Source organism: Agromyces mediolanus (assembly GCF_023715325.1).
Lineage (GTDB): Bacteria > Actinomycetota > Actinomycetes > Actinomycetales > Microbacteriaceae > Agromyces > Agromyces mediolanus_A.
This window is the reverse complement of the sequence record NZ_JAMBNX010000002.1, coordinates 349,707-375,767: the sequence shown is the minus strand read 5'-3', so window position 1 is coordinate 375,767 and position 26,061 is coordinate 349,707. Positions and strand designations below refer to the sequence as shown.

The window sequence follows — 26,061 nt, the reverse complement described above, 5'->3', positions numbered from 1 at the left end:
GCGCCGGCGGTGCGGCGCACGGGCGTCAGAGCCCCTGGACGGTCCAGATCTGCAGCATGCGGTAGACCATGACCCCCACGGCGAGGGCGGCGACGCCGAGCACGACGGTCGACCAGCGATTGCGCTCGAGCAGCGCCCACAGCGCCGCGGCCGGCGGGAGCAGCAGGGCGCTCACGAGGTAGGTGTAGAACTCGAGCACGCTGCCGCTCGGCACGTTGCCGAACGCGGGTGCGAGCAGTGCGACGACGAGCTGCGCGAGGAGCAGCACCTCGACGAGGGCGAGCGCACCCACCGAGAGGTCGCTCGGCTTGCGTCCGGCGAGGCCGAGGACGAGGCAGAGCAGTCCCGCCGCCACGGCGACGCCCAGTTGCACCCAGGTGTACCACTCGATCACGGGGTCGTCTCCTCGTTCGGGAAGCCGGCGATGACGCGGAGCTCGTCGCCGCGGCGCTCGACGATGGCCACGAGCCGGTCCGCAGGACCGATCGCGGCGATGGGCTGCTTGGCGGGAACGTCGCCCGCCGGGATGCGCTTGCCGTGGCCGAGATCGACCGCCTGCTGCGCGTCGATCACCACGGTCGGCAGGGCCCGCCGCGCGGCATCCGCGGGGCTCAGGATCCGCTCGGCGACGTCGAGCCCGTCGAGCTCGGCGGCCTCCTCGACCGGGAAGCCGCCGATCCGAGTGCGGCGGAGCGCGGTCAGATGGCCGCCGACGCCGAGGTCGGCACCGAGATCGCGGGCGAGTGCGCGGATGTACGTGCCCGAACTGCAGTCGACGCGCACGTCGAGGTCCAGGTGGTCGTCCGACCGGCGGAGCTCGAGCAGCTCGAATGCCGAGACGGTCACCCGACGGGGCGCGAGCTCGACCTGCTCGCCCGCTCGGACCCGGTCGTACGCCCGCCGTCCGTCGACCTTCACCGCGCTCACCGAGCTCGGCACCTGCTCGATCTCGCCGGAGAGCGCCGCCATGCCCGCGGCGATGGCCGAATCGGCGACGGCCGCGACAGCCGCCGGATCGGCCGGGTCGGACGGCTCGCCCTCGGCGTCGTCGGTGGCGGTCCCCCACCCGAGCCGGATCGTGGCGAGGTACTGCTTGTCGAGCCCGACGAGGTAGTGCAGCAGTCGGGTGGAGCCGCCGACCCCCAGCAGGAGGAGGCCGGTGGCCATCGGGTCGAGCGTGCCGGCATGGCCGACTCGGCGCGTCCCGGCAAGACGCCGGACACGTGCGACGACATCGTGGCTCGTGATCCCCTGCGGCTTGTCGACGAGGAGGATGCCGCTGTTCACGCGGTCAAGGCTAACAGTCGCCCGCGGACGCGATCGCCGCCCCTACGCTGGAGGAATGCGGATCGGGATCATCGGCGCGGGCGCGCTCGGCGGCACCTTCGCGGCGCTGCTCGCCCGGGCCGGTCACGAGGTCGAGGTGACCGCGCGCGGGGCGGGCCTCGAGGCCATCCGCTCCGGAGGCATCCGCCTGTCGGGCGGATACGGCGACACCGCGGTCGCGGTCGAGGCGAACACCCGGCTCACGCGCCGGCCGGAGCTCGTCCTCGTGTGCACGAAGGCCCAGGACGCCGAGGCCGCCATCGCCGCGAACGCGGAGCTGATCGCCGGTCTTCCGGTCGTCGTCGTGCAGAACGGGCTGGACGGGGTCGCCACCGCCGAGCGGGTGCTGCCAGGCACGCCGTGCTTCGGCGTGCTCTCGATCATCGCGGCGAACTACACCGAGCCGGGCGTCGTCAGGGTCACGACGACGGCGACGAGCTACCTCGGCCGCGGCGCGGGGCCGGCCGACGTGGACAGCCGACGGATCGCGACGCTGCTCTCCGCGGCGGTCCCGGTCACGGCGATCGGCAACTTCCGCGGCGCCCAGTGGTCGAAGCTCGTCGTGAACATGGTCAACGCGGTCCCCGCCATCCTCGGCCGCCCGGTGCAGGACGTGCTCGGCCACGGCCCGACGCGACGGATCGTCGCGCGGTCGATGCGCGAGACCGTGCGGGTCGGCATCGCCCGCGGCGTCCGGTTCGGGGCGCTGCAGGGGCTCGGCCACCGGCGCCTGCGCTGCTTCGCGGCGCTCCCGATCTCGCTCGGCCAGGTCCTCCCGTGGCTGATGGGGGTGCGCATGGGCCGGGTGCCGAACCTCGGCTCCACCCAGCAGAGCCTCCGCCGAGGGCAGCCGACTGAGATCGACTACCTGAACGGCGCCGTCGTGCGTGAGGCGGCGGCCGCCGGGCTCGTCGCGCCGGTGAACGCCGCCCTCGTCGAGCTAGTGCACCGCGTCGAGCGCGCCGGCGCACCGCTTGACGAGGCCGAACTGCTCGCGGCCGTTCCGGGCTGAGCGCGATCCGGGTGCGGCCAAGGTGGGCTCAGGCCGCCGGGACCGCCGCCGCATCGAACGAGGCGGTGAGCGCGCGGTGCTCCTCCTCGCTCAAGAGCTCACCGAAGCGGTCGGCGAGAAGCGCCCACCGGATGGTGGCGAGCGCGGTGTTGCGGCCGCCGGTGTACCCGACGCGGTCCATGAGCTCGATCACGTCGTCGGTGATCTCGGCGGAGGCCTGGGCGAACTCCGGCGCCCCGGCGATCGTGACGCGGGCGCGCAGGTACTCGGCGCTGAACCGGGCGCGCTTGGCGGCTTCGTGCGCGACGACGATGCGGTGCAGCTGCTCGGCGTCGAGGCCGGCGAGGCGGTCGGTGGTGGTCATGGTCGTGGTCCTTTCTGCGGTCGGACGGTCGGTGGACGGCGGCGACGGAGAACGCCACCCGGTCGTCGACCGGGTGGCGTTGAGCGTCTGGGTGTTCGGCTCAGCTGCCTGGCGGTCGGGCGGGGCGGTCGGGGGTGACGACGCGGTCGCGCAGCAGCGCGCCCGCGGTGCGGTGAACCATCACGACTGCCCTCCCCGGTTCGATTTCGAGTGATTGGCTATCATCCCAGATTCCCTGGTGAACGGCAATTCCCTGCAGCCGCGGGAGTCGAACGAACGCGAGTCCGTCCCGAGCGCAGAAATGGACTATGGTTTCCGGAAGCCCGCCAGCTGACGAAGGGAAGCGAGCTCATCATGGCCGGAAAGTCACCCAAGGCAAGCACGTCCAAGAAGCAACCTCAGCTCTCGCTGAAGGAGAAGCGAGCGCAGAAGCGCGAGAAGGCCGACGAGGGCATCATCAAGGCGCGCAAGCGCTGAGCCCGATCCGGGTGCGGGCAGCCGCCCGCACCCGTGCGGCACCCCACGGCGCTCAGGCCGCGTGCGGACGGGACTGGTCCGCGAGGTCGACGACCACGTCCGCGACCCGTCGAGGATCGCACCTGCCGTAGGCGATCACATCCGCCGGGTCGACCGGCTCGCCGGCGATCGCGATCGAGAAGTCCCAGAGCGGACGCAGCCGGTCGCGCAGCAGGAACCGACCGTCGATGAGGAGGACCGCATCCTCGGGCCCGGTGAGCCATTTCGGCTCGACCCAGGCGTCCCGCCCGACGTCGCGCACCCGCGTGACGAACCCCGTCGACCCGGCGAGCCGGAACGGCTCCACGAGCACCCGGCGCAGCGCCGACTCGTCGAACCCGTAGTCGACGTACCGCTCGGCCGTGTCGGGTCCGAACGCCGCCTGCGCCTCCCGCGACCGGTGGAAGCCTTCCATCCGCGCCCGGAAGACCGTCGCGCCGCGCTCCTCGAGCACCGCACCGAGATCGTCGGCGAACGCGGTCTTGCCCGAGCGCAGCGGCCCGTCGACCGCGACCACCACTCTCCCCCGGGCGGTGCGCAGCTGCACGAGGTCGGCGAGGTCCCGGAGGAACGTCACTCGCGGGGTCGTCACGAGTCGCATACTGCGAGCCTAACCGCCGCAGGCGGCGACGGCACGGCCTAGGCTCGAGAGGATGTCACGTCCCACCCAGCAGAGCTTCGCCGAACTCGTCGACGACTGGTTCGCACACGCCGCGCGGCCCCTCCCCTGGCGCGCCGCCGAGGTGTCGCCGTGGGCGGTGCTGGTCAGCGAGTTCATGCTCCAGCAGACGCAGGTCTCGCGGGTGCTCCCCCGCTGGAGCGCGTGGATCGAGCGGTGGCCGACCCCGGCCGCGCTCGCCGCCGCTCCCCCGGCCGAGGCCGTCCGCGCCTGGGACCGGCTCGGCTATCCGCGTCGCGCCCTCTGGCTGCACGAGGCCGCGACGGAAATCGTCGAACGCCACGGCGGCGAGGTCCCCGCCGAGCTCGACGAGCTGCTCGCGCTCAAGGGCATCGGCCCGTACACCGCGCGTGCGGTCGCGGCCTTCGCGTTCGGCGAGCGCCACCCCGTCGTCGACACGAACACCCGCCGAGTGCTCGCCCGCGCGATCGACGGCCGTGCCAGCGCCGGTGCCCCCTCGACGGCGCGCGACCTGGCCGCGATGTCCGCGCAGCTGCCGATCGAGCCCGCCGCGGCACGCCGGTTCAACGCGGCGGCGATGGAGCTCGGCGCGACGGTCTGCACGGCGCGGGCGCCGGACTGCGACCGCTGCCCCGTGCGTGAGCGGTGCGCCTGGCTCGCCGCGGGCCGCCCGCAGGATGCCGCGCCGAAGCGCCGGCAGGCCCGGTACGAGGGATCCGACCGTCAGGTGCGCGGCATCGTGCTCGCGGAGCTGCGCGCCGCCCACGCGCCCGTCGCCCGGGCCCTCCTCGACACGCGCTGGGCCGACGCCGTGCAACTCGAGCGCGCGCTCGGCACGCTCGTGGCCGACGGCCTCGCGGTCGTCGGCGCCGAGGGGTACTCCCTCCCCGACGCCTGAACGCCCACGGCCGGGCGGAACGCTGAACGCCCGGCATCGCCGGGCGTTCAGTGATGCAGGGGCGGGATGCGGCTCAGTCGCGAGCGGCGGCGGGCGCCGCGTCCTCGTCGTCCTCGTCCACACGGGGCTTCACGTAGGGGTCGGCCTCGCCCGCGAAGCTCGCGCCCGAGGCGAGCGCCGTGGTCTCGGCGTCACGCTCGCGCGCCTCGCGGAGCAGCTCCTCGATGTGCTCGGCGTTCTCGGGGATCGCGTCCGCGATGAACTCGAGCGACGGGGTGAGCCGTGCGGTGATGTTGCGACCCACCTCGGTGCGCAGCATCCCGGTCGCCGCTTTGAGGGCGAGCGCCGAGTCGCGCCGCTCCTCCTCGCTGCCGTAGACCGTGTAGAAGATGCTGGCGTGCTGCAGGTCGCCCGTCACGCGGACGTCGGTGATCGTCACGAAGCCGAGCCGCGGGTCGCGCAGCCCCTTCTCGAGCCGACGCGCGACGATCTCGCGGATGCGGTCGGCCATCTTCCTGGCGCGCTGGGGATCAGCCATGATGCAGGGTCTCCTTTCGAACGAAAGGCCGGGGCGGCGAACCGCCCCGGCCGTTTCGATCAGACGCGAGGCTTCTCGCGCAGCTCCACGGTCTCGATCTCGTCGCCGACCTGGATGTCGTTGTACTTGCCGAGGCCGATACCGCACTCGAAGTCCGTGCGGACCTCGGTGACGTCGTCCTTGAACCGACGCAGCGACTCGATGGCGAGCCCGTCCGCGAGGACGACGCCGTCGCGGATGACGCGCGCCTTCGCGTTGCGGGTGATCGTGCCCGAACGGACGATGACACCGGCGATGTTGCCGAACTTCGAGGAGCGGAACACCTCGCGGATCTCGGCGACACCCGACTGGACCTCTTCGTACTCGGGCTTGAGCATGCCCTTGAGCGAGTTCTCGATGTCGTCGATCGCGTTGTAGATGACCGAGTAGAAGCGCACGTCGACGCCCTCGCGGGCGGCGCGCTCGCGCGCCTTCACGTCGGGTCGCACGTTGAAGCCGATCACGATCGCGTTGTCGATGGTGGCCAGGTCGATGTCCGACTCCGTGATCGCACCGACACCGCGGTGCAGGATGCGGAGCTGGACCGAGTCGTCGACCTCGATCTTCATCAGGGACTCCTCGAGCGCCTCCACGGCACCCGACACGTCGCCCTTGATGATGAGGTTGAGCGCCTCGACCTTGCCCTCCTCGAGGGCCCGGGTGAAGTCCTCGAGCGAGATGCGCTTGCGGGCCTTCGCGAGCTGCGCGTTCCGCTGGGCGGCCTCGCGCTTCTCGGCGATCTGACGCGCCGTGCGGTCGTCCTCGGTCACGAGGAAGGTGTCACCGGCGCGAGGCACCGAGGACAGACCCTGCACCTGAACCGGACGCGACGGCAGCGCGGCCTCGACCGGCTCGCCGTTCTCGTCGCTCATCGCCCGCACGCGGCCGTAGGCCGTGCCCGCGACGATCGCGTCGCCGACCTTGAGCGTGCCCGACTGGATGAGCACGGTCGCCACGGCGCCGCGGCCCTTGTCGAGCTTCGCCTCGATCGCGACACCGCGGGCGTCCTTGTCGGGGTTGGCCCGCAGGTCGAGTCCCGCGTCGGCGGTGAGGAGCACCGCGTCGAGCAGGTCCTGGATGCCGATGCCTTCACGGGCCGAGACGTCGACGAACATCACGTCGCCGCCGTACTCCTCGGCCACGAGGCCGAACTCGGTGAGCTGCTGACGCACCTTGGCGGGGTTCGCCTCGGGCTTGTCGATCTTGTTCACCGCGACCACGATCGGCACGTTCGCCGACTGCGCGTGGTTCAGCGCCTCGACCGTCTGCGGCATGATGCCGTCGTCGGCCGCGACCACGAGGATCGCGATGTCGGTCACCTGCGCTCCACGGGCACGCATGGCGGTGAACGCCTCGTGACCCGGGGTGTCGATGAACGTGATCGCGCGGTCGATGCCCTCGTGCTGCGTGTGCACCTGGTACGCACCGATGTGCTGGGTGATGCCGCCGGCCTCGCCCGCCACGACGTTCGCGTTGCGGATGGCGTCGAGCAGTCGGGTCTTACCGTGGTCGACGTGACCCATGACAGTGACGACCGGAGGCCGCTGGGCCAGGTCTTCGTCGGTCTCATCCTCGAGCTCCTGGTCGAGGTCGATGTCGAAGCCCTCGAGCAGCTCGCGGTCCTCGTCCTCGGGCGAGACGACCTGGATCTTGTAGCCGAGCTCCTCGCCGAGCACCTGGAAGGTGGCCTCGTCGAGCGACTCGGTCGCCGTCGCCATCTCGCCGAGGTGAAACAGCACGGTGACGAGCGAACCGGGGTTCGCGTCGATCTTGTCGGCGAAGTCCGAGATGGAGGCGCCGCGGCGCAGCCGGATCAGGGTCGAACCGTCACCGCGGGGCACGCTCACGCCGCCGAGCGACGGAGCCTCCCGCATCTCGAATTCTGCCCGCTTCGTCCGCTTCGACTTGCGCGCCTTGCTCTTGCCGCCACCGCGGCCGAACGCGCCGGCGGTGCCACCGCCGGGGCCACGTCCACGACCGCCGCCGCCCGCGGGACGCGGGCCGCCGAAGCCGCCGCCGGGGCGCTGGAAGCCGCCGGCGCCTGCACCGGGACCGCCCGGACGGCCTGCGCCGCCGGGAGCACCGCCGGGACGGAAGCCGCCGCCACCACCGGGGCGCCCGGCACCGCCGGGACGACCGGCGCCACCGGGACGCGGGGCGCCGGGGCGCGGCGAACCGGGACGCGGCGCCTGCGGGCGCGGGATGTTGCCGGGGCTCGGGCGCTGACCCATGCCCTGCGAGCTCGCGAACGGGTTGTTGCCCGGGCGGGGCTGCGCGGGACGCTGACCCATGCCCTGCGAGCTCGAGAACGGGTTGTTGCCCGGACGCGAGGAGGCGGGCTTCGGGCCGGCCGGGCGCGGCGCGCCGGGCTTCGGCGCTCCGCCGGGCTTGACGGCGTCGCCGGCGGGCTTCTCAGCCGCGGGCGCCTGCTCGTCGCCGCCCTGCTCGGCGGCGGCCTTCTCGGCTGCCGCCTTCTCGGCGGCGGCCTTCTCGGCCTGCGCCTGACGCTCGGCGACCGTCAGCGGGGCCTCGCCCGCGGGGGCGGGGGCCGGCTCGGGGGCCGCGGCGGGCTTGGGGCCCGGCTTGGGGCCGGGCTTCGCCGCCGCGGGCTTCGGCGCCGCGGCGGGTGCCGCGGTGCCGGCTGCTCCGGCGGCCTCGAGGGCGGCCTTGAGCTTGCGGGCGACGGGGGGTTCGATCGACGAGGACGGGCCCTTGACGTATTCGCCCAGTTCCTTCAGCTTCTCGAGGGCGATCTTGGTGTCGACCCCGAGTTCGCTGGCGATCTCGTGTACGCGTGGTTTGGCAGCCACAACTCTCCTGTTCCGGGTCTGCGCCCGGACAGGGGCAGACCTAATAGTGGACGGGTCTCATTTCGAGCCGCTCATCAGTGGTCCATTAGCCGTTCAGCCTGTTCTGTACGTCGCTGGTGTCCAGCGAACCCGTGAATCGGAGCGCGCGCCCGAAGGCTCGGCGCCGGTCCGCGAGTAGGAAGCACTCGTTCGTCGGATGCAGCCACGCACCCCGCCCAGGACGCACCGCAGCCGCATCTGCGACCAGTCGGGAATCTTGGAGAACGACCCTCAGAAGTGAGGATCGTGGGGCACGCGCACGGCAACCGATGCACGTTCTGACGGCTTCCATCTTACACCCCCGGCCGCTCGCTCCGTCGCGTCCGGGCGCGACGGAGCCGCCCGACCGCGGTTCTCCTATTCCGCCGTGTCCGGCTGGATGTCGATCTTCGCGCCCGTGAGCTTCGCCGCGAGGCGCGCGTTCTGCCCCTCCTTGCCGATGGCGAGGGAGAGCTGGTAGTCGGGCACGAGCGCGCGCACCGCGCGGAGCGACTCGTCGACCACGTAGGCGCGAGTGACCTTGGCGGGCGAGAGCGCGGAGGCGACGAAGGTCGCCAGATCGTCCGAGAAGTCGACGATGTCGATCTTCTCGTTGCCGAGCTCGGCGGTCACCGCGCGCACGCGCTGGCCGAGCTCGCCGATCGCGGCGCCCTTGGCGTTCACGCCGGGCTGATTCGCGCGCACCGCGATCTTCGTGCGGTGACCGGCCTCACGGGCGAGGGAGACGATCTCGACGACGCCCGACGCGATCTCGGGCACCTCGAGGGCGAACAGCTTGCGCACGAGCGCCGGATGCGTGCGGGACACCGTGATCGACGGCCCCTTGGCGCCCTTCGCGACGCTCGTCACGTAGACGCGCACGCGCTGGCCGTGCGGGTACTCCTCGCCCGGAACCTGCTCCTCGGGCGGCAGGATCGCCTCGACGGTGCCGAGGTCGATGTGCACCATCTTCGGGTTCGGCCCCTGCTGGATGATTCCGGCGACGATGTCGCCCTCGCGCCCGCGGAACTCGCCCAGCACGGCGTCGTCGGCGATGTCGCGGAGGCGCTGGCTGATGACCTGCTTGGCCGCATAAGCGGCGATGCGGCCGAAGTCGTCCGGCGTGTCCTCGGCCTCGCCGATGACGTCGCCCTCCTCGTCGAGCTCGGGCACGAAGATCGCGACGTGACCGCTCTTACGGTCGAGCTCGGCGCGCGCCCCGTTCGGGTTGGCATGACCGTGCTGACTCGGATTGCTGTGCTTGAGGTAGGCCATCAGGATCGCCTGCTCGATGATCTGCACCAGTTCGTCGAACGGGATCTCTTTCTCGCGCTCCACCATGCGGAGCATGCTGAGGTCGATATCCATCGCCGGCCTCCTCTATTCAGCTCTTCCCGCCGATTCGGCGGAGATCCCAGGGTACCGGATCGACCGGCCGGTCAGTACCGTCCGTGCGACGCCGCGTACGCCGGCGACGCTCAGACGCCGAGCGGCGGCTCGGCGGGCGCGCTCGGCAGCTCGTCGAGCGCGCGGATGAGCCGGTGCAGCTCCCCCACCTGCCTCGGCACGAGCTCGAGCGCCAGCCGGGGCAGCTCGAGCCGGTCGTCGTCGTTCCGTTCGACGGCGAAGGGCGCGACGCGCTCGATCCGCCCGCCCGCGAGCAGGCCCGCGAAACGTTCGTTGAGCCCCGCGATCTCCTCGTCGCTCGGCTCGGCCCGCAGCCGCAGCACGAGGCGGCCGCCGACCCAGCGGAGGGAGTCGTAATTGCGCCAGAACCCGACGATCTCGTCGACCGCGCGCACCGGGTCCTCCGTGATCAGCACACGGTCGAGGTCGTCGGGCGCGATGAAGCCGCCGGCCGCCAGCTCCGTCTCGACGAAGTCCGCGAGTCCGCGCCAGTAGTGGCCGCCCGGCCGGTCGAGCAGCACGATCGGCACCGGCTCCGCCTTGCCGGTCTGCTGCAGCGTGAGCAGCTCGAAGGTCTCGTCGAGGGTGCCGAAGCCGCCGGGCAGGCAGACGAACCCCCGCGACTCCTTGACGAGCATGAGCTTGCGGGTGAAGAAGTACTTCATCGCGACGCGGTTCGGGTCCACGAGCACGGGGTTCGGGCTCTCCTCGAACGGCAGCCGGATCGAGACACCGAGCGAACGGCGCGGCCCGGCGCCTTTCGTGGCGGCCTCCATGATCCCGGGTCCGGCGCCCGTGACGACCATCCAGCCCTGCTCGGCGAGCGCTTCGGCCACCTGTTCGGCCTGTGCGTAGCCCGGGTCCTCCGGCCTCGTCCGCGCCGAGCCGAAGACCGTCACCTTCGGCACGTCCGCATAGGGGGCGAAGAGGCGGAACGCCGCCCGCATCTCCTCGAGCGCCGCCGCCGTGATCTTGAGATCGAGCCGGTCGGTGGGATCGGTGCCGAGATGCAGGCCGGTCACGAGGATCCGCTCGATCAGTGAGCGGTTCGCCGAGATCCCCGCCTCGGCGATGAGTTCGTCGACGGCGCCCTGCAGCTCGGACGGGAGACTCGGGGTGTCAGCGGGCGTGAGACTCATGCCTCCAGCCTCGCACGGGGCGCGGCGATCCTCGCCCGCCGCGCCCCTGCGCTCGGCTCAGTCGGCGGCGAGCGCGGCGACGACGCCGTCGATCGGCACCTGCACGCGGTCCCCGCTCGCACGGTCCCAGAGCTCGACGACGCCGTCGGCGACGCCGCGACCCGCGATGACGATCTTCGGCACGCCGATCAGCTCGGCGTCGGCGAACTTCACCCCGGGCGAGAGCTTCGGACGGTCGTCGTAGAGCACCTCGCGCCCGCTCGCCTCGAGCTCGGCGACGACGCGCTCGGCCGCGTCGAACGCGGCCTGGTCCTTGCCCGTCGCGAGCACGTGCACGTCGAACGGCGCGACCGCGGCGGGCCAGACGAGCCCCTTCTCGTCGTTGTTGAGCTCGGCGATGATCGCGAGGATGCGGGTGACGCCGATGCCGTAGGAGCCCATCGTCACGGTCGCGAGCTTGCCGTTCTCGTCGAGCACCTTGAGGCCGAGCGCCTCGGCGTACTTGCGGCCGAGCTGGAAGACGTGGCCGATCTCCATGCCACGGGCGATCTCGACCGGCCCCGAGCCGTCCGGGGCGGGGTCGCCGTCGCGCACGTCCGAGGCCTCGACGATGCCGTCGGCGACGAAGTCGCGGCCGGCCACGAGCCCGAAGACGTGCTTCTGGTCGACATTGGCGCCCGTGATCCACTCGGTGCCGTCGACGACGCGCGGGTCGAGCAGGTACCGGATGCCGGTCGTCGACTCCTCGCCGAGCACCGCTCCGGCCTCCGACCAGGGGCCGATGTAGCCCTTGACGAGCCCCGGGTGCTTCGCGAAGTCCGCCTCGGTGGCGGGCTCGACCTCGGCCGGGGCGAACGCGACCTCGACGCGCTTCATCTCGACCTCGCGATCACCGGGCAGGCCGACGACGACGAGCTCGCGGCTTCCGTCGAGCTGGGTGAGCGCGAGCACGACGTTCTTCAGCGTGTCGGCGGCCGTCCAGGCGCGGCCGTCCGGCCTCGGCACCTCGGCGTTCGCGAGATCGACGAGCGTCTGGATCGTCGGCGTGTTCGGCGAGTCGAAGACGACGGGGGCGGGCAGGCCGTCGAAGGGGATGGCATCGGGGACGACGGTCGTGAACGCCTCGACGTTGGCCGCATACCCCCCGGCGGAGCGCACGAAGGTGTCCTCGCCGACGGGGGTGGGGTGCAAAAACTCCTCGCTCTTCGAGCCGCCCATCGCGCCGGCGTCGGCCTTGACGATCACGTACTCGAGGCCGAGCCGCGTGAAGATGCGCTCGTACGCGTCGCGCTGCGCCTGGTACGAGGCATCCAGTCCTTCGTCGCTGACGTCGAAGGAGTAGGCGTCCTTCATCGTGAACTCGCGACCGCGCAGCAGGCCCGCGCGCGGACGCGCCTCGTCGCGGTACTTGTCCTGGATCTGGAAGATCGTGAGCGGCAGGTCTTTGTACGAGGAGTAGAGGTCCTTCACGAGCAGGGTGAAGACCTCCTCGTGCGTCGGCGCGAGCAGGTAGTCGGCGTCCTTGCGGTCCTGCAGCCGGAACAGCGCGTCGCCGTACTCGGTCCAACGGTTCGTGAGCTCGTACGGCTCCCGCGGGAGCAGCGCCGGGAAGTGCACCTCGTGCGCGCCGGCCGCGGTCATCTCGTCACGGATGATCCGTTCGATCTTCGCCTTCACCCGCAGTCCCAGTGGCAGCCACGCGAAGATGCCCGGCGCCTGGCGCCGGATGTAGCCGGCGCGGACGAGCAGCTTGTGGCTCGTGACCTCGGCGTCGGCGGGGTCTTCACGGAGGGTGCGGAGGAAGAAGTTCGTAAGACGTGTGGGCACGCGACGAGTCTAGTTGCGAGCGGCGGGCGGCCCCGTGCCCGGCCGGCTCGTAGGCTGACCCCATGCCCGCCCGCCGCACGCACCTCGCCCCGTCCACCGCGCAGAGCGAGCTCGCCGAGGCCCTCGCCTCGCTGCGGGCCGAACTCGAGCTGCCCGGCGACTTCCCCGCCGAGGCGCTCGTCGAGGCCGAGTCGGCGCGAGCCGCAGAGCCGGCGCCCGGGCGAGACCTCCGCGAGCTGCCGTTCGTGACGCTCGACCCGGCGGGCGCCCGCGATCTCGATCAGGCGTTCGTGATCGAGCCGCGATCGGGAGGCGGATGGCTCGTCCGCTACGCGATCGCCGACGTCCCCGCGTTCGTGCGGGCGGGCGGCGCGGTCGACGCCGAGGCCCGTCGCCGCGGGCAGAGCCTCTACGCGGCCGACGGCATGATCCCGCTGCATCCGCCGGTGATCGGCGTCGACCGTGCCTCGCTCCTGCCGGGCGAGGACCGCACCGCCTACGTCTGGTCGTTCGAGCTCGACGCCGCGGGCGCGGTTCGGCGCACCGAGCTGGAGCGGGCGCTCGTCCGATCCCGGGCGCAGCTCGACTACGAGTCGGTCCAACGCGCCGTCGACGCCGGCGAGCACGACGGGCCGCTCGCCGAGCTCCCGGCCTTCGGGGCGGCCCGACTCGAACAGGAGCGGCTCCGCGGCGGTGCGAGCCTCGACCTGCCCGACGAGGAGGTCGTCCGCGACGACCACGGCGGCTACCGCATCGAGCGTCGGCTGCCGCTGCCGGTCGAGACCTGGAACGCGCAGCTCTCGATCATGACGGGGATCGCGGCCGCCCGGCTCATGCTCGACGGCGGCGTCGGGGTGCTGCGGACCATGCCGGCGCCCGACGCGGACGCGGTCGCGGCGTTCCGCACCCGGACGGCCGCCCTCGGCCTGCCCTGGCCGCAGCACCTCGCGTACGGCGAGTACCTACGCGCGCTCGATCGCCTGGATCCGCGCACCGGACCCGTGCTCCGGGCGGCGGCCGCGCTCTTCCGCGGCGCCGGCTACGCGGTGTTCGACGGTGCTCCCCCGTCCGACCCGGGGCAGGCGGCGATCGCCGCGCCCTACGCGCACGTCACGGCGCCGATCCGGCGGCTGGTCGATCGGTGGGGGCTCGTCGCGAGCCTCGCGATCGCCGAGGGCCGGCCGGTGCCCGCTTGGCTGCGGGAGAGCCTGCCCGAGCTGCCGGCGCTGATGCAGGCCTCCGCCACCCGCGCGAGCCGGCTCGAGCAGGCGACCCTCGACCGGGTCGAGGCAGCCCTCCTGGCCGACCGCGTGGGCGAGGTCTTCGAGGCGACCGTCGTCGAGGTGCGGAGCGGAGAGCGGCTCATCGTGCAGCTCGACGACCCCGCGGTGACGGCGAACTGCGCCGCCCCGGCCGGTCGGGCGGCGCCGCAGGCGGGAGAGCGGATGCCGGTCGTGCTGGAGCACGCCGACATCCGCTCGGGGTCGATCGGGTTCAGGCCCGGCGGCGGCGCACCGCTGCCGTCGTGACGAGCCCGAGTCCCGCGAACGCCAGCAGCGCGGCGGCGAGGAGACCGTCGGCCGGCTCGGCGCCGGTCGAGGCCAGTTCGTCGCCGGACGCCTCCGTCATCTCCACCGCTGCGGCAGGCACCGCGACGGGTGCGCCGGGTGCGGGAGCGGCCACCGGGGTCTCCGGCTCCTGCCCGTCGATCGGGAAGATCGGCGCACCACCGACGTTGCCGAACGCGAAGATGAAGGTGTTCGGCGTGCCGCCGCTCGGATCGTCGCTCGTCTGCCCGAAGGAGTACGCCTCCGCGCCGACCGCGGCGAGCGCGGCCCTCGCTTCCGCTTCGTTCGCCGCCGCGCCATAGAAGATGACGAAGCTGAGCGAGCCCCCGGCACCGAGCGGGCCGAAGGCGAAGTCGAACAGCGCCCCGTGGTCGGCGGGCCCGTTGTCGACGGCGTTGCCCTCGAAGTTGATCGAGCTCGGACCGGCGAGCGGGTTCGGGCTCGCGAAGCCGTCGTCGCTCGAGTACGCGAGCGCGCTCGCCGAGCCGCCGTCGATCGTGACGAACTCGCTGAACGCCGTCGGCTCGATGTCCCAGTCCATGACGCGGCGGTACTTCACGGTGGCGATGGTCTCGCCCGAGAGGTTCTCGATGGTGACGTTCACCTGGTAGAGGTTCTTCGTCGCCGTCGACGGCACGTACTGGTGGGTGACCCGGAACACCGGTCGGGCCTCCGCGTCCTGGACCACGACGACCGAGGTCGCCGTCGATGCGGTGTGCGTGAACGACTCGAGCACGAGGTTCGTCCCGCCCGGCCCCTCGGTGTCGAGGTTCGCGCCGCCCCAGACGCCGCTCGCCGGATCCGCGACGCCCCAGCCCTCGCAGAGGCATCCCGGCGAAGTGGCGTCGTTGTTCGTGGGCAAGTAGTCGAGTCCGGCGTCGCCGGGGCCGGCCTTCGAGCCCGCCCCGTTCGGGGTGTTGAGCTCGCCCGTCGGGTTCACGGCGAGCAGGATCGTGCCGTTGTCGATGCAGACGGCCGGATAGCAGGGGTCACCGGGTTCGGGTGCGGCGAACGGGGCCGCCGGGGCCGTCGCCGTCGCTGCCCCGGAGAACAGCGTGACGGTCGGCTCCGCAGCGGGCTCGGCGAGCGACTCCGCCGCGGTGGTGCCGGGCTCCGCGACGACGACCGCAGGCGGTGCGGCGACGGCCTCGGGAGCGGACGCCGGTTCCGTCGTGGGTGGCGGTTCGAAGGCCGGGGCTGGTTCGGGAGCGGGGTCGGCGGGGGCCGGCTCGGATGCCGTGACGGGTTCCGCGGCGGGTGCCGGGTCGGCCGGGGCCGTGGCGGCCGCGGGGTCGGCCGGGGCCGGTTCCTCGGCCTGCGCCGCGAGCGGCGTGAGCAGGAGGCTCAGCGCGGCGAGCGCAGCACCGGCACCGAGGCCGGCGCCGAGCCGCGCGTGAGCGCGCGTTCGGATGGACATGGGTATCGCTCCATTCGTGCAGCCGCCAGGGCAGGCGGCAGTCGGGTTCGGCGATTCCCGGAACGGGGCGGAGGCGGCACCGGCGCGGCGTCCCGGTTCACGCCATCACGGTACTGATCTGTGAGGTTTTCTCAGATCAGGGAGTGCCCCGATTCTCCACCCCTGGCAGACACGGAGCGACCCCCAGCTCGGGGCACCCGAGTGGGGGTCGTTCGAGCGTTCTCGCGGATCAGACGGTGACGACGGTGGGCGAACCGGTCTGCGCGTCGCCGCCCATCTCCTCGGCGATGCGCTGGGCCTCGGCGATGAGCGTCTGCACGATCTCCGCCTCCGGCACCGTCTTGATCACCTCGCCCTTGACGAAGATCTGCCCCTTGCCGTTACCGCTCGCGACGCCGAGGTCGGCCTCGCGGGCCTCGCCGGGCCCGTTCACGACGCAGCCCATGACCGCGACGCGGAGCGGGACGGTGACGTCCTTCAGGCCCTCGGTGACGTCGTTCGCGAGCGTGTAGACATCCACCTGGGCCCGCCCGCACGACGGGCAGGAGACGATCTCGAGCTTCCGCTCGCGGAGATTCAGCGACTGCAGGATCTGCAGGCCGACCTTCACCTCCTCGACCGGCGGAGCCGAGAGCGAGACGCGGATGGTGTCGCCGATGCCCTCACCGAGGAGGATGCCGAAGGCCGTCGCGCTCTTGATGGTGCCCTGGAACGCCGGCCCCGCCTCGGTCACGCCCAGGTGGAGCGGCCAGTCGCCGCGCTCGGCGAGCAGCCGGTACGCCTTCACCATGACGATGGGGTCGTTGTGCTTCACGGAGATCTTGAAGTCGTGGAAGTCGTGCTCCTCGAACAGCGAGGCCTCCCACACCGCCGACTCGACGAGCGCCTCCGGCGTCGCCTTGCCGTACTTCTCGAGCAGCCTCGGGTCGAGCGACCCGGCGTTCACGCCGATGCGGAGCGAGACGCCGGCCGCCTTCGCAGCGGCCGCGATCTCACCGACGCGATCGTCGAACTTGCGGATGTTGCCCGGGTTCACCCGGACGGCGGCGCAGCCCGCGTCGATCGCGGCAAACACGTAGTTCGGCTGGAAGTGGATGTCCGCGATCACCGGGATCTGGCTCTTCTTGGCGATGATCGGCAGCGCCTCGGCGTCGTCGCGGCTCGGCACCGCCACGCGGACGATGTCGCAACCGGACGCCGTGAGTTCGGCGATCTGCTGGAGCGTCGCGTTGATGTTCGTCGTGGGTGTCGTGGTCATCGACTGCACGCTCACCTGGGCGTTGCCGCCGACGAGCACCTTGCCCACCTTGATCTGGCGGGACTTGCGTCGCGGGGCCAGGACTTCGGGGACCTTCGGCATTCCGAGATTCACAGCAGGCACGTCTTGCAGTCTAGTTCCGCCGGGCTGGGTCGCGGCCGAGCGACCCAGATCCCTCAGACGCAGCCGTCCTCGTACACCGTCGTCGGCGCGGTGATGCGCGCGAGTGTCGTCGCCGTGTCATCCGGCCAGAAGTCGACGGCGACGCGACGATCCGAAATCGCGCCGTCCGGCCGGTCGAGCCGTTCGGTGACGAAGTCGACGTACGGCCCCGAGCAGCCGCTCGGATTCGTCTGCAGCCCCGGTGCGGCCAGAACGGTGGACCACGGCATGCCGACGACAAACCCTCCCTCCGCCTCGATCGGGATCCCGGCTGCCGTCGGACCGGATACCCAGACATCGAAGCTCGACCCGGTGAGTGTGCGTGGCTCGTCGGCGGCGAACGCCCAATGATCGACGTACCGGCGCTCGAGGAAGGCCAGTCCGTCCCAGGTGTACGTGGTCGTCGGCGGCACTTCGCTGCTCCCGTGGAATTCCTCGGCGGACGACTCGGGCCCCAGAGCGCTCCGCAGCACCTCGAGCGCGGCGAACGGATCGCTCCGGTAGTCAAGCGCGGCGATGACCGCGCCACCCATATCGCGCAGCTCGAGCGCCTCCGGCCGAACGATGAGTGCGGCGACCACCGCAGCGTTCGGCGTCGGAATCGGGGTCGATGTCGGCTCCGCAGTCGCCGCTGGCGTCGGCGGCGGAGTTGGCGTCGGCGCCGACGGCGAGCACCCTGCGAGCAGCAGAACCGCCACGACCGCGCAGGCGGCCCTCGCGCGAATCGCTACGCGCATCCGCCGAACCTTTCAAGCTCGATCTCGGGAGCGCTGATCCACTGCACGGTGCCGTCGTCGTCGTCCTTCACCGCGACGACGCTGACTCGGGCGGGCCGATCGCGCGGTGTCTCGATCGGTTCGGCTTCGATCGAGACGCCGTTGCAGACCACGAGGTCGGGATCGAAGGAAGGGAGCTCGGCGAGCACCGCCCATTCATCCCCGATCTGCGAACCTTCGAGTGATCGAAGGGAGACCGTCTCGGCGACCGTTCCGTCGAAGAAGACGGCGAAGCGGGGCCAGACGAGCCAGTCGTGCCCATCGCGCTGCCGACGTTCCTCGTCGTAGAAGCGTTCGTCGAGTACGAAGCCGCCCCAGCGGTGATAGACGCCGTCGGGCCAATGATTTCCACCTTGGTAGGCCTCATCGACCGGAGGCCGCCCGAAGAGCTCGGTGAGCGTCGCCACCGCGGCCGCCGGCTCCGACATGTAGTCGAGCGTCTCGACCACCGCCTCACCCGCGCGGAGTTCGAGCGCCGTCGGCCGGATCACGAGCGCATCGACGGAGGCGAGCGGATCGGCGCTGGGCGTCGGAGTCGGGGTCGGCGACTCGGCCGGCGCCGCCGAGGGACTCGGAGTCGGGGTCGGCGCCGGCTCGGCCGTGCAGCCCGTCAACATGAGCGCGGCCGCCACGACGGCCCCGAAGATCCCCACGCGCATCCGGCGCATCCCCCACCATGCCTCTCCGGGCATCTCGGGCCCGTCGAGCACATTCTGCCGGAAGCATTCACCCCTGGACAGCGAGCGGAGAGCACGATCCGGTAACGCGTCACTCGCCGGATTCGCGACGGAGCCGCCTGGCCCGCTCGCGCTCCTCCGCGAGCCGTTCCGCGTTGCGTGCGATCCGCGTCGTGTCCCGGGGCTCGAGCAGGATGCGGTCCTCGGCATGGGCGCCGGCCTGCAGCTCTCGCGCACGTTCGAGCTCAGCATCGAAGGCGGCGCCGATCAGCAGCCCGCCGTTCACGAGCCACAGCCAGACCAGGAAGACGACCGCGCCCGCGAGCGAGCCGTAGACGCGGTCGTAGTGCGCGAAGGCCGTGAGATACCAGAGGAACGCCGCCGAGGCGACCGCGATCACCGCGATCGCGACGACGGCGCCGACGCTCACCCAGCGGAACCGCGGCTGGCGCACGTTCGGCGTCGCCCGGTACAGCAGCGCGATGAGCCCGATGAGCACGGCGACGAGGAGCGGCCAGCGGACGACGGCCCAGGTGAGCTGGACCGCCTCGCCCGCGCCGAGCTGCTCCGCGACCGCGTTCGCGACCCCGCCGCCGAGGAGGAGCAGCAGCACGATGACCGAGACGAGCACCAGCAGCCCGGCCGTCACGAGGAGTTGGAGCCCGCGCAGTTTCCAGATCGGCCGACCCTCTTCGACTCCGTAGACATCGTTCATGGCCCGGCCGAACGCGGTCACGTACGCGGAGGCCGTCCAGAGCGCCACGACCGCGCCGGTGATGACGCCGAGGCTCGCCGCCGGCGACACCGCGAACTCTCCGAGCCGCTCTCTGAGGAACGCCACCGTCTCCCGCGGCAGCACGTCGCCCGCGAGGTCGATGGCGGCACCGAGCGCTCGCCCCTCCTGCCCGGCGAGCGCGAGGATCGAGGCCGTGACGAGCACCGCGGGGAAGATCGCGAGCACACTGAAGAACGTGAGCGCCGCGGCGCGGTCGATGCCGTTGCCCGCGAAGAAGGTGCGCGACGTGCGGCGGGCGGCGACCCGCCACGCGGCTCGACTCAACTGCACGGGCGATGCTGGGCGGTCCACGCTGTGATTCTGGCGGACGTCGGCCGAGCGCCGCAGCCCCTTCCGTTGCGACCGGATCCGCGCTAGTGCGCCGCCACGGCACTGACGTCGAGTGGCGGCTCGGTCGCGGCGACGACCTCCTCGACGCCCACCCCCGGTGCGAGCTCGACGAGCCGCAGTCCCGCGGGCGTCACGTCGATGACGGCGAGGTCGCTGATGATGCGGTCCACGACGCCGCGCCCCGTGAGCGGCAGCGAGCACTCGCGCACGATCTTGGGCGAGCCGTCCTTCGCCACGTGCTCCATGAGCACGATCCGGCGTCGGGCGCCGTGCACGAGATCCATCGCCCCGCCCGGGCCCTTCACCATCTTGCCGGGGATCATCCAGTTCGCGAGGTCTCCGCTGGCCGACACCTGCATCGCGCCGAGGATCGCGGCGTCGACCTTGCCGCCGCGGATCATGCCGAAACTCGTCGCCGAGTCGAAGAACGCCGCGCCGGGCAGCACCGTCACCGTCTCCTTGCCCGCGTTGATGAGGTCGGGGTCGACCTCGTCCTCGCGCGGGTACGGGCCGACGCCGAGGATGCCGTTCTCCGACTGCAGCACCACGGTGACCCCCTCGGGCACGTAGTTCGGCACCAAGGTCGGCAGCCCGATGCCGAGGTTCACGTACGAACCGTCGGCGAGCTCCTTCGCGGCCCGTGCCGCCATCTCGAGCCGGCTGAGCGCCATGTCAGTGCTCCTCTCGCACGGTGCGCCGTTCGATGCGTTTCTCGATGTCGGGGCCGACTTCGACGAGCCGGTCGACGAAGATCCCGGGCAGGTGCACCGCGTCCGGGTCGATCTCGCCGGGTTCGACGAGCTCCTCGACCTCGGCGATGCAGATCCGGCCGGCCATCGCGGCGAGCGGCGAGAAGTTGCGCGCCGACTTGTCGAACACCAGGTTGCCGTGCCGGTCGCCGCGCTGCGCGTGCACGAGCGCGAAGTCGGTGGTGATGGCCTCCTCGAGCACGAAGTCGCGCGGCTCGCCGCGCACCTCGAAGCGCTGCACCGGCTTCGGGGCGGAGGCCACGGCGATCCCGCCGTCGGCGGCGTACCGCTGCGGCAGCCCGCCCTCGGCGACCTGGGTGCCGACGCCCGTCTGTGTGAAGAACGCGGCGATGCCGGCACCTCCGGCACGGAGCTTCTCGGCGAGCGTGCCCTGCGGGGTGAGCTCGAGCTCCAGCTCACCGGAGAGGTACTGGCGCTCGAACTCCTTGTTCTCCCCCACGTAGGAGGAGGTCATCTTGCGGATGCGCCCGGCGGCCAGCAGGACGCCGAGCCCCCAGTCGTCGACGCCGCAGTTGTTCGACACGACGGCGAGCTCGCGGGAACCGCGTGCCAGCAGCGCGTCGATGAGCACCATGGGGATGCCGCAGAGGCCGAAGCCGCCGACGGCGAGCGAGGCGCCGTCGGGGATGTCGGCCACCGCGGCGGCAGCGTCCGGCACGGTCTTGTCGAGCGTCATGTCGCGACCTCCTCGTCACGTCGACCACCGGAAATCGGCCGTTCGCCCGAATCCGGTGAATCACCGTTAACTGAACCGTAGAATGGTGGGGTCGCGCAAGCCCGCGCCCCGACGAAGGAGTCCACCCACCATGAGCACCGAAGACGTCGTCATCATCGCCGGCGCCCGCACCCCGTTCGCCCGCATCAACGGCACCCTCGCGAGCCGCAGCGCCGTGGAGCTCGGCACGGCCGCGATCCGCGGGGCGCTCGAGCGCGCCGGGGTCTCCCCCGACGATGTCGACGCCGTCATCATGGGCCAGGTGCTGCAGGCCGGCGCCGGGCAGAACCCGGCCCGTCAGTCCGCCGTCGCCGCGGGCATCCCGTGGAGCGTGCCGGCGATGACGCTGAACAAGGTGTGCCTCTCGGGCCTCGTCGCCATCACCGACGCCGCGCGCATGATCCGTCTCGGCGAGGCGAGCGTCGTGGTCGCCGGCGGCCAGGAGTCGATGACGAAGGCGCCGCACCTCCTCCCCGGCTCCCGGGCCGGGCACACGTACGGCAGCATCGAGCTCCTCGACCACGCCGCGCACGACGGGCTCACCGACGCCTTCGACCACGAATCGATGGGTGCCTCCACCGAGCGGGTCAACGGTCGCTACGGGATCGGCCGCCCCGAGCAGGACGAGATCGCCGCCGCCTCGCATGTGCGCGCGGGCCGCGCCCAGGCCGACGGCCTCTTCGCCGACGAGATCGTGCCCGTCGAGATCCCGCAGCGCAAGGGCGACCCGGTGACCGTGTCCTCCGACGAAGGGGTGCGGCCGGACTCCTCCGTCGAGGTGCTCGCGAAGCTCCGCCCCGCCTTCGCCGCCGAGGGCACCATCACCGCAGGCAACTCCTCGCCGCTGTCGGACGGCGCGGCCGCGGTGGTCGTCGCGAGCCGCAGCTGGGCGGAGGAGCGCGGCCTCAGCTGGCTCGCCGTGGTCGGCACCGCCGGGCAGGTCGCCGGCCCCGACAACTCGCTGCACTCCCAGCCGGCGAACGCGATCGAGGCGGCACTGACGCGCGCGGGTTGGACGGCCGGTGAGCTCGACCTCGTCGAGATCAACGAGGCTTTCGCCGCGGTCTCCCTGCAGTCAGCCCGCGACCTCGGCCTCGACCACGAGCGGGTGAACGTGCACGGCGGCGCCATCGCGCTCGGCCACCCGATCGGCGCCTCCGGCGCCCGGCTCGCGCTGCACGCGGCGCTCGAGCTCTCGCGCCGCGGCGGTGGTCGCGCCGCGGTCGCGCTCTGCGGCGGCGGCGGACAGGGTGAGGCGCTGCTGCTCTCCCGCTGACGCGCCGACCAACCCGACAGCCCCCGGATCGCCGCCGATCCGGGGGCTGTCGCCGTTCCTTCCGCCCGTGCGACGATGTGCGCATGACCTCGCCCGCCCACCCGCCGCTCGACCACCGGCTGCGCCGGATGGTCGGCCGCGACCCCGAAGAGCAGCATCGGGCGGCGACACCGCTCGAGCTGCTCTACGACCTCACCCTCGTCGTCGCGTTCAGCCAGGCCGGCTCTCAGGCCGCGCATCTGCTCGGCATCGGCAGCTTCGGACCGGCGCTGCTCGCCTTCTGCCTCGCGGTCTTCGCGATCTGCTGGGCGTGGATCAACTACTCCTGGCTCGCCAGCGCCTTCGACAACGACGACGTGTTCGTGCGCGTCGCCACGATGATCCAGATGCTCGGCGTGCTCGTGCTCGCCCTCGGCCTGCCGCCCTTCTTCCACTCCATCGAAGCTGGCGCGCACGTCGAGAACGGCATCATGATCGCGGGCTACGTCGTCATGCGCGTCTCGACGATCGCGCTCTGGCTGCGCGTCGCGCGGCACGACCCCCGCTATCGGCGCACGGCGCTCCGGTATGCGTGGCTCCTCGGCGCCGTCCAGGTCGCCTGGATCGTCCAGATCGTCGTGTACCCGCCGTTCGGCGTGGCAATCTGGCTCATGGTGCTGTTCGGCGTCGCCGAGATGCTCGTGCCGCTGCTCGCTGAGCGCCGTGGCGGCACGACGCCGTGGCATCCGCACCACATCGCCGAACGCTACTCGCTGCTCGTCATCATCACCCTCGGTGAGATCGTGCTCGGCACGATCCTCGCCATCTCGGCCGTCGTCGAGGAGCAGGGCTGGTCGGCCGATGCCGTCATCGTCGCGTTCGGCGGAGTGCTGCTCGCCTTCGGGCTCTGGTGGTGCTACTTCACGATGCCGTCCGGCAAGCTGCTGGCGGCGTTCCCCCGGCGGTCGTTCGTCTGGGGGTACGGCCACATGCTCGTGTTCGGCTCGCTCGCCGCGACCGGCGCCGGGTTGCACGTGGCGGCGAACGCGATCGGCGGGCACGTGGAGATCTCCGAGATCGCCGCACTCGCGACCGTCGTGGTCCCGGTCGCCGTGTTCCTGACGATGCTGTTCGCCCTGTACTCGTTCCTGCTCGGCCGCTTCGATCCCTTCCACATCGGCCTGTACCTCGGCAGCCTGGTGATGCTGGCACTCGCCGCCGTCGCCGTCGCGGCGGGGGCGAGCCTCCCGCTCGGCATCCTGATCGCGGCGCTCGCTCCCGTCGTGGTGGTGGTCGGCTACGAGACGGTCGGCCATCGTCACCAGCGGCGCGCACTGAACGAGATTCTGGGGCGTTGAGCGACGGGCGGGCGCCGCAGCGCCCGCCCGTCGCAGCCCGGACGCTGCTCAGCCGTTCGGCCGGTTCGCCCGCAGCACTTCGAGCCGCGCGCGGTACTCCTGCTCGTCGATGTCGCCCTTCGCGAAGCGCTCGGCCAGGGTCTGTTCGGCGCTCGCCGCGCGGGCCCACGGCGGGCCGTAGGCACCGCCCTGCGCCCAGGCGGCGCGGCGCCAGCTGCGGCCGAGCAGCCCGAAGACGAGCACGAAGACGAGGATCCAGAACAGCGGGATGAGGAAGAACACCCAGCCGAATCCGGCGCCCCAGGGGCCGGCATGGGCGGCGACGGCCGCCGCGAGTGTGGTGGAGAACATGGTGGAGGTCCTTTGCGATCCGGTCGGCCCCGAGTGGGCCGCTCCGATTCGAGCCTCCTCGTCGTGCACCGGCGACGAATCCGCCGGCAGGAGACACCTCGACTGCTCCCCAGGGAGCAGCGCCGGACCTCGACCGTGCTCAGCCGGCCGGGCCGTGCCATCCCGGAGCGACGAGCCCGGTCTCGTAGGCGAGCACCACGAGGTGCACCCGGTCGCGGGCGTGCACCTTGGACAGGATCCGGGAGACGTGCGTCTTCGCCGTCAGCGGGCTGAGCACGAGCCGCGCCGCGATCTCCTCGTTCGAGAGCCCCGACCCGACGAGGCGCAGCACCTCGCGCTCCCGCTCGGTGAGCACATCGAGCTCAGCGAGGCGGGGCGACTCGCGGAGACCGGTCGACAGCCGTTCGAGCAAGCGCCGCGTCACCCCGGGTGAGAGCAGTCCCTCACCCTCGGCGACGACACGGACCGCGCGGATGAGATCGACCGGCTCGGTGTCCTTCACGAGGAATCCGCTCGCCCCGGCGCGCACGGCGCGCGCCACGTACTCGTCGAGCTCGAACGTGGTGACGATCACGACCCGCACGCCGGCGAGCGCAGGATCCGCTGCGATCTGCTCCGTCGCCCAGAGACCGTCGCCGTCCGGCATCCGGATGTCCATCAGCACGACGTCGACCGGTCGTTCGCGGAGTCGGGCGAGGAGCTCCCGGCCGCCCGCCGCCTCCACCGCCACCTCGACATCCGGCTCGGCGTCGAGCAGGGCGCGGAAGCCCGCGCGCACGAGGAGCTGGTCGTCGGCGAGGGCGACGCGGATCACCCGGGGTTCGGCGGCGGCGGCCGGCTCGCTCATCGCGGCGCTCCCCAGGGCAGCCGGGCGATGACCCGGGCGCCGCCGTGCGGTGCCGCCGTGAAGTCGACGGTGCCGCCGAGCAGGGCCGCCCGCTCACGCATGCCGAGGATGCCTCGGCCGGCCTCCAGCCCGTCGCCGAGCGCGATCGCACCGCCCGTCGCCGCATCGGCCGGGGCGGGCAACCCGACGCCGTCGTCGTCGATCGTGAGCACGAGGGCGTCCGCGTCACGCTCGAGCCGCAGCTCCACCCGGGTCGCGTCGGCGTGGCGGGCGACGTTCGTCAGCGCCTCCTGCGCGATGCGGTAGGCGGCGAACTGCGTCGGACGCGCGGGCACCTCACCGCCCAGGCGGTCGTCGAGGCTGGTGGTGAGCCCGGGCACCGTGAACTCCGTGACCAGACGGGGCAGCTGCGCGAGCTCGGCCTGGGGCGCGAGCGGAGCCTCGCCCTCACGGAGCACGCCGAGCACGCTCCGCACCTCCTCGAGCGCGGTCTTGGAGGCGCCCTTGATGCTCGCGAGCGCGGAGCGCGCCTGCTCGGGATCGCGGTCCATCAGGTGCAGCCCGACGCTCGCCTGCACGTTGATCTGCGAGAGCGCGTGACCCAGCACATCGTGCAGTTCCCTCGCGATCCGCACGCGCTCGCGTTCCTCCGCGGTCCGTCGGCGGCGCGCCACCGCTTCACGGAAGGCGCTCGCCCGCTCGCGTCGGCGGCGTGCGAACCAGCCGATCGCGAAGCAGAACCCGAGGCCCGCGGTGGTCGCGGCGACCCGGAACGGCGACCAGGTGTGCCCGGTGGCCGGCCCGAGCGCGACGGCGGCGACCCACGCGACACCGACCGCGCTCGCGGCCCAGACGGCGGCGCCCCGCACGATCGCCAGCACGATCGCGAAGGCGAGCGCGAGGTACGGGGGCCCGACATCTGGGCCGGTGAGCACGGCGGCGAGCGCGAGGAGGGTGACGAGCGCGACGGTCGGCCCGGGCCAGCGCCGCGAGGCGAGCAGGGCGAGTCCGCCGGCCGCGGCGAGCCCGATCTGCAGCGCGGCGAGCGCCGGGGGTGCCGCCGTCCAGACGGCGATGCCGATCGCGGCCGGGACCTGCACGAGCAGACTCAGCACGACGGGGAGGAGCAGGACGACGGCGGCCGGCGGACCCTGCCGTGCGGCCTGATCGTCCCACGGGGGCAGGGGCATGTCCCGATCGTAGCCCCGGGCCTGCCCGTCCGGATCCGCCCAGGGGAGGCGACCGCG

At 72.3% G+C, this 26,061-nt stretch carries 27 protein-coding genes; 7 read left to right on the top strand and 20 right to left on the bottom strand.

The features are described from left to right. Positions 1-25: 25 nt before the first annotated feature. Both M3147_RS05475 and truB read right to left on the bottom strand, forming a co-directional pair. Positions 26-394 (bottom strand): hypothetical protein, encoded by a 369-nt coding sequence (locus M3147_RS05475; protein ID WP_251202462.1) that lies wholly within the window; start codon positions 392-394, stop codon positions 26-28. Next, a complete protein-coding gene (truB, locus tag M3147_RS05470; protein WP_251202461.1) occupies positions 391-1,287 on the bottom strand; it encodes a tRNA pseudouridine(55) synthase TruB in 897 nt (298 codons plus the stop codon). The genes M3147_RS05475 and truB overlap by 4 nt, the downstream gene beginning before the upstream one ends. A gap of 55 nt (positions 1,288-1,342) precedes the next feature. On the opposite strand from truB, the gene M3147_RS05465 reads away from it, so the two are divergent. Further along, on the top strand, positions 1,343-2,338 hold the full coding sequence (locus M3147_RS05465) for a ketopantoate reductase family protein (protein WP_251202460.1): 996 nt from the start codon (positions 1,343-1,345) through the stop codon (positions 2,336-2,338). Positions 2,339-2,366: 28 nt separating this feature from the next. Here M3147_RS05465 and M3147_RS05460 read toward each other — a convergent pair whose 3' ends face one another. Next, positions 2,367-2,702 (bottom strand): hypothetical protein, encoded by a 336-nt coding sequence (locus tag M3147_RS05460; RefSeq protein ID WP_251202459.1) that lies wholly within the window; start codon positions 2,700-2,702, stop codon positions 2,367-2,369. Between M3147_RS05460 and M3147_RS05455 the strand changes: the two genes are divergently transcribed. Together M3147_RS05455 and M3147_RS19285 are read left to right on the top strand one after the other, a co-directional pair. After that, positions 2,692-2,916 carry a hypothetical protein gene (locus M3147_RS05455; protein WP_251202458.1) on the top strand — a complete coding sequence of 75 codons (225 nt, stop codon included), beginning with the start codon at positions 2,692-2,694 and terminating at the stop codon, positions 2,914-2,916. The genes M3147_RS05460 and M3147_RS05455 overlap by 11 nt on opposite strands. 140 nt (positions 2,917-3,056) lie before the next feature. Continuing rightward, positions 3,057-3,179, top strand: a complete 123-nt coding sequence (locus M3147_RS19285; protein ID WP_268243570.1) for a hypothetical protein — start codon at positions 3,057-3,059, stop codon at positions 3,177-3,179. Between the two features lie 52 nt (positions 3,180-3,231). Here the strand turns inward: M3147_RS19285 and M3147_RS05450 are convergent, their stop codons facing one another. Beyond that, positions 3,232-3,819: a hypothetical protein gene (locus M3147_RS05450; protein ID WP_251202457.1), complete on the bottom strand. Its 588-nt coding sequence runs from the start codon at positions 3,817-3,819 to the stop codon at positions 3,232-3,234. 52 nt (positions 3,820-3,871) lie between these two features. Here M3147_RS05450 and M3147_RS05445 point away from each other — a divergent pair, with 52 nt between their 5' ends. After that, complete coding sequence (locus tag M3147_RS05445) at positions 3,872-4,756, top strand: A/G-specific adenine glycosylase (RefSeq protein WP_251202456.1); 885 nt, start codon at positions 3,872-3,874, stop codon at positions 4,754-4,756. 73 nt (positions 4,757-4,829) lie between these two features. On the opposite strand, the gene rbfA is transcribed toward M3147_RS05445, so the two are convergent. The 6 genes from rbfA to M3147_RS05415 all read right to left on the bottom strand — a co-directional run bounded on the left by rbfA (position 4,830) and on the right by M3147_RS05415 (position 12,534). Then, entirely contained in the window at positions 4,830-5,294 is a 465-nt protein-coding gene (gene rbfA / locus M3147_RS05440; protein ID WP_251202455.1) for a 30S ribosome-binding factor RbfA, read from the bottom strand. Positions 5,295-5,353: 59 nt separating this feature from the next. Further along, positions 5,354-8,143 (bottom strand): translation initiation factor IF-2, encoded by a 2,790-nt coding sequence (gene infB, locus M3147_RS05435; RefSeq protein ID WP_251202454.1) that lies wholly within the window; start codon positions 8,141-8,143, stop codon positions 5,354-5,356. 85 nt (positions 8,144-8,228) lie between these two features. Next, entirely contained in the window at positions 8,229-8,474 is a 246-nt protein-coding gene (locus M3147_RS05430) for a YlxR family protein (protein WP_251202453.1), read from the bottom strand. 65 nt (positions 8,475-8,539) lie between these two features. Beyond that, positions 8,540-9,529, bottom strand: coding sequence for a transcription termination factor NusA (gene nusA, locus M3147_RS05425; RefSeq protein WP_251202452.1), 990 nt, complete (start codon positions 9,527-9,529; stop codon positions 8,540-8,542). Between the two features lie 110 nt (positions 9,530-9,639). Continuing rightward, a complete protein-coding gene (locus M3147_RS05420; RefSeq protein WP_251202451.1) occupies positions 9,640-10,707 on the bottom strand; it encodes a TIGR00730 family Rossman fold protein in 1,068 nt (355 codons plus the stop codon). 57 nt (positions 10,708-10,764) lie between these two features. After that, entirely contained in the window at positions 10,765-12,534 is a 1,770-nt protein-coding gene (locus M3147_RS05415) for a proline--tRNA ligase (RefSeq protein WP_251202450.1), read from the bottom strand. A 62-nt stretch (positions 12,535-12,596) separates the two neighbouring features. Here M3147_RS05415 and M3147_RS05410 point away from each other — a divergent pair, with 62 nt between their 5' ends. Then, positions 12,597-14,063 (top strand): RNB domain-containing ribonuclease, encoded by a 1,467-nt coding sequence (locus M3147_RS05410; protein WP_251202449.1) that lies wholly within the window; start codon positions 12,597-12,599, stop codon positions 14,061-14,063. Here the strand turns inward: M3147_RS05410 and M3147_RS05405 are convergent. From M3147_RS05405 to M3147_RS05375, 7 genes are all read right to left on the bottom strand, one after another. Continuing rightward, positions 14,029-15,519 (bottom strand): hypothetical protein, encoded by a 1,491-nt coding sequence (locus M3147_RS05405; RefSeq protein WP_251202448.1) that lies wholly within the window; start codon positions 15,517-15,519, stop codon positions 14,029-14,031. The two genes, M3147_RS05410 and M3147_RS05405, sit on opposite strands and share 35 nt — an antisense overlap. Before the next feature lie 229 nt (positions 15,520-15,748). Further along, a complete protein-coding gene (ispG, locus tag M3147_RS05400) occupies positions 15,749-16,879 on the bottom strand; it encodes a flavodoxin-dependent (E)-4-hydroxy-3-methylbut-2-enyl-diphosphate synthase (RefSeq protein WP_251202604.1) in 1,131 nt (376 codons plus the stop codon). Between the two features lie 74 nt (positions 16,880-16,953). After that, positions 16,954-17,520, bottom strand: coding sequence for a hypothetical protein (locus M3147_RS05395; RefSeq protein ID WP_251202447.1), 567 nt, complete (start codon positions 17,518-17,520; stop codon positions 16,954-16,956). 146 nt (positions 17,521-17,666) lie between these two features. Beyond that, complete coding sequence (locus M3147_RS05390) at positions 17,667-18,374, bottom strand: hypothetical protein (protein WP_251202446.1); 708 nt, start codon at positions 18,372-18,374, stop codon at positions 17,667-17,669. Between the two features lie 109 nt (positions 18,375-18,483). Beyond that, positions 18,484-19,479, bottom strand: a complete 996-nt coding sequence (locus M3147_RS05385; RefSeq protein WP_251202445.1) for a YihY/virulence factor BrkB family protein — start codon at positions 19,477-19,479, stop codon at positions 18,484-18,486. A 62-nt stretch (positions 19,480-19,541) separates the two neighbouring features. Next, positions 19,542-20,189: a CoA transferase subunit B gene (locus M3147_RS05380; RefSeq protein ID WP_251202444.1), complete on the bottom strand. Its 648-nt coding sequence runs from the start codon at positions 20,187-20,189 to the stop codon at positions 19,542-19,544. A gap of 1 nt (position 20,190) precedes the next feature. Continuing rightward, positions 20,191-20,964 carry a CoA transferase subunit A gene (locus M3147_RS05375; protein WP_251202443.1) on the bottom strand — a complete coding sequence of 258 codons (774 nt, stop codon included), beginning with the start codon at positions 20,962-20,964 and terminating at the stop codon, positions 20,191-20,193. 130 nt (positions 20,965-21,094) lie between these two features. Here M3147_RS05375 and M3147_RS05370 point away from each other — a divergent pair, with 130 nt between their 5' ends. Both M3147_RS05370 and M3147_RS05365 read left to right on the top strand, forming a co-directional pair. Then, positions 21,095-22,279 (top strand): acetyl-CoA C-acetyltransferase, encoded by a 1,185-nt coding sequence (locus M3147_RS05370; protein ID WP_251202442.1) that lies wholly within the window; start codon positions 21,095-21,097, stop codon positions 22,277-22,279. A gap of 83 nt (positions 22,280-22,362) precedes the next feature. Beyond that, on the top strand, positions 22,363-23,616 hold the full coding sequence (locus M3147_RS05365; RefSeq protein WP_251202441.1) for a low temperature requirement protein A: 1,254 nt from the start codon (positions 22,363-22,365) through the stop codon (positions 23,614-23,616). Positions 23,617-23,664: 48 nt separating this feature from the next. On the opposite strand, the gene M3147_RS05360 is transcribed toward M3147_RS05365, so the two are convergent. The 3 genes from M3147_RS05360 to M3147_RS05350 all read right to left on the bottom strand — a co-directional run bounded on the left by M3147_RS05360 (position 23,665) and on the right by M3147_RS05350 (position 26,004). Next, positions 23,665-23,967 (bottom strand): SHOCT domain-containing protein, encoded by a 303-nt coding sequence (locus tag M3147_RS05360; protein ID WP_251202440.1) that lies wholly within the window; start codon positions 23,965-23,967, stop codon positions 23,665-23,667. Positions 23,968-24,106: 139 nt separating this feature from the next. Continuing rightward, positions 24,107-24,781, bottom strand: a complete 675-nt coding sequence (locus M3147_RS05355; protein ID WP_251202603.1) for a response regulator — start codon at positions 24,779-24,781, stop codon at positions 24,107-24,109. A gap of 29 nt (positions 24,782-24,810) precedes the next feature. After that, the gene (locus M3147_RS05350) at positions 24,811-26,004 is read right to left on the bottom strand and encodes a sensor histidine kinase (RefSeq protein ID WP_251202439.1); all 1,194 of its coding nucleotides are present in this window, start codon (positions 26,002-26,004) and stop codon (positions 24,811-24,813) included. Positions 26,005-26,061 lie beyond the last annotated feature (57 nt).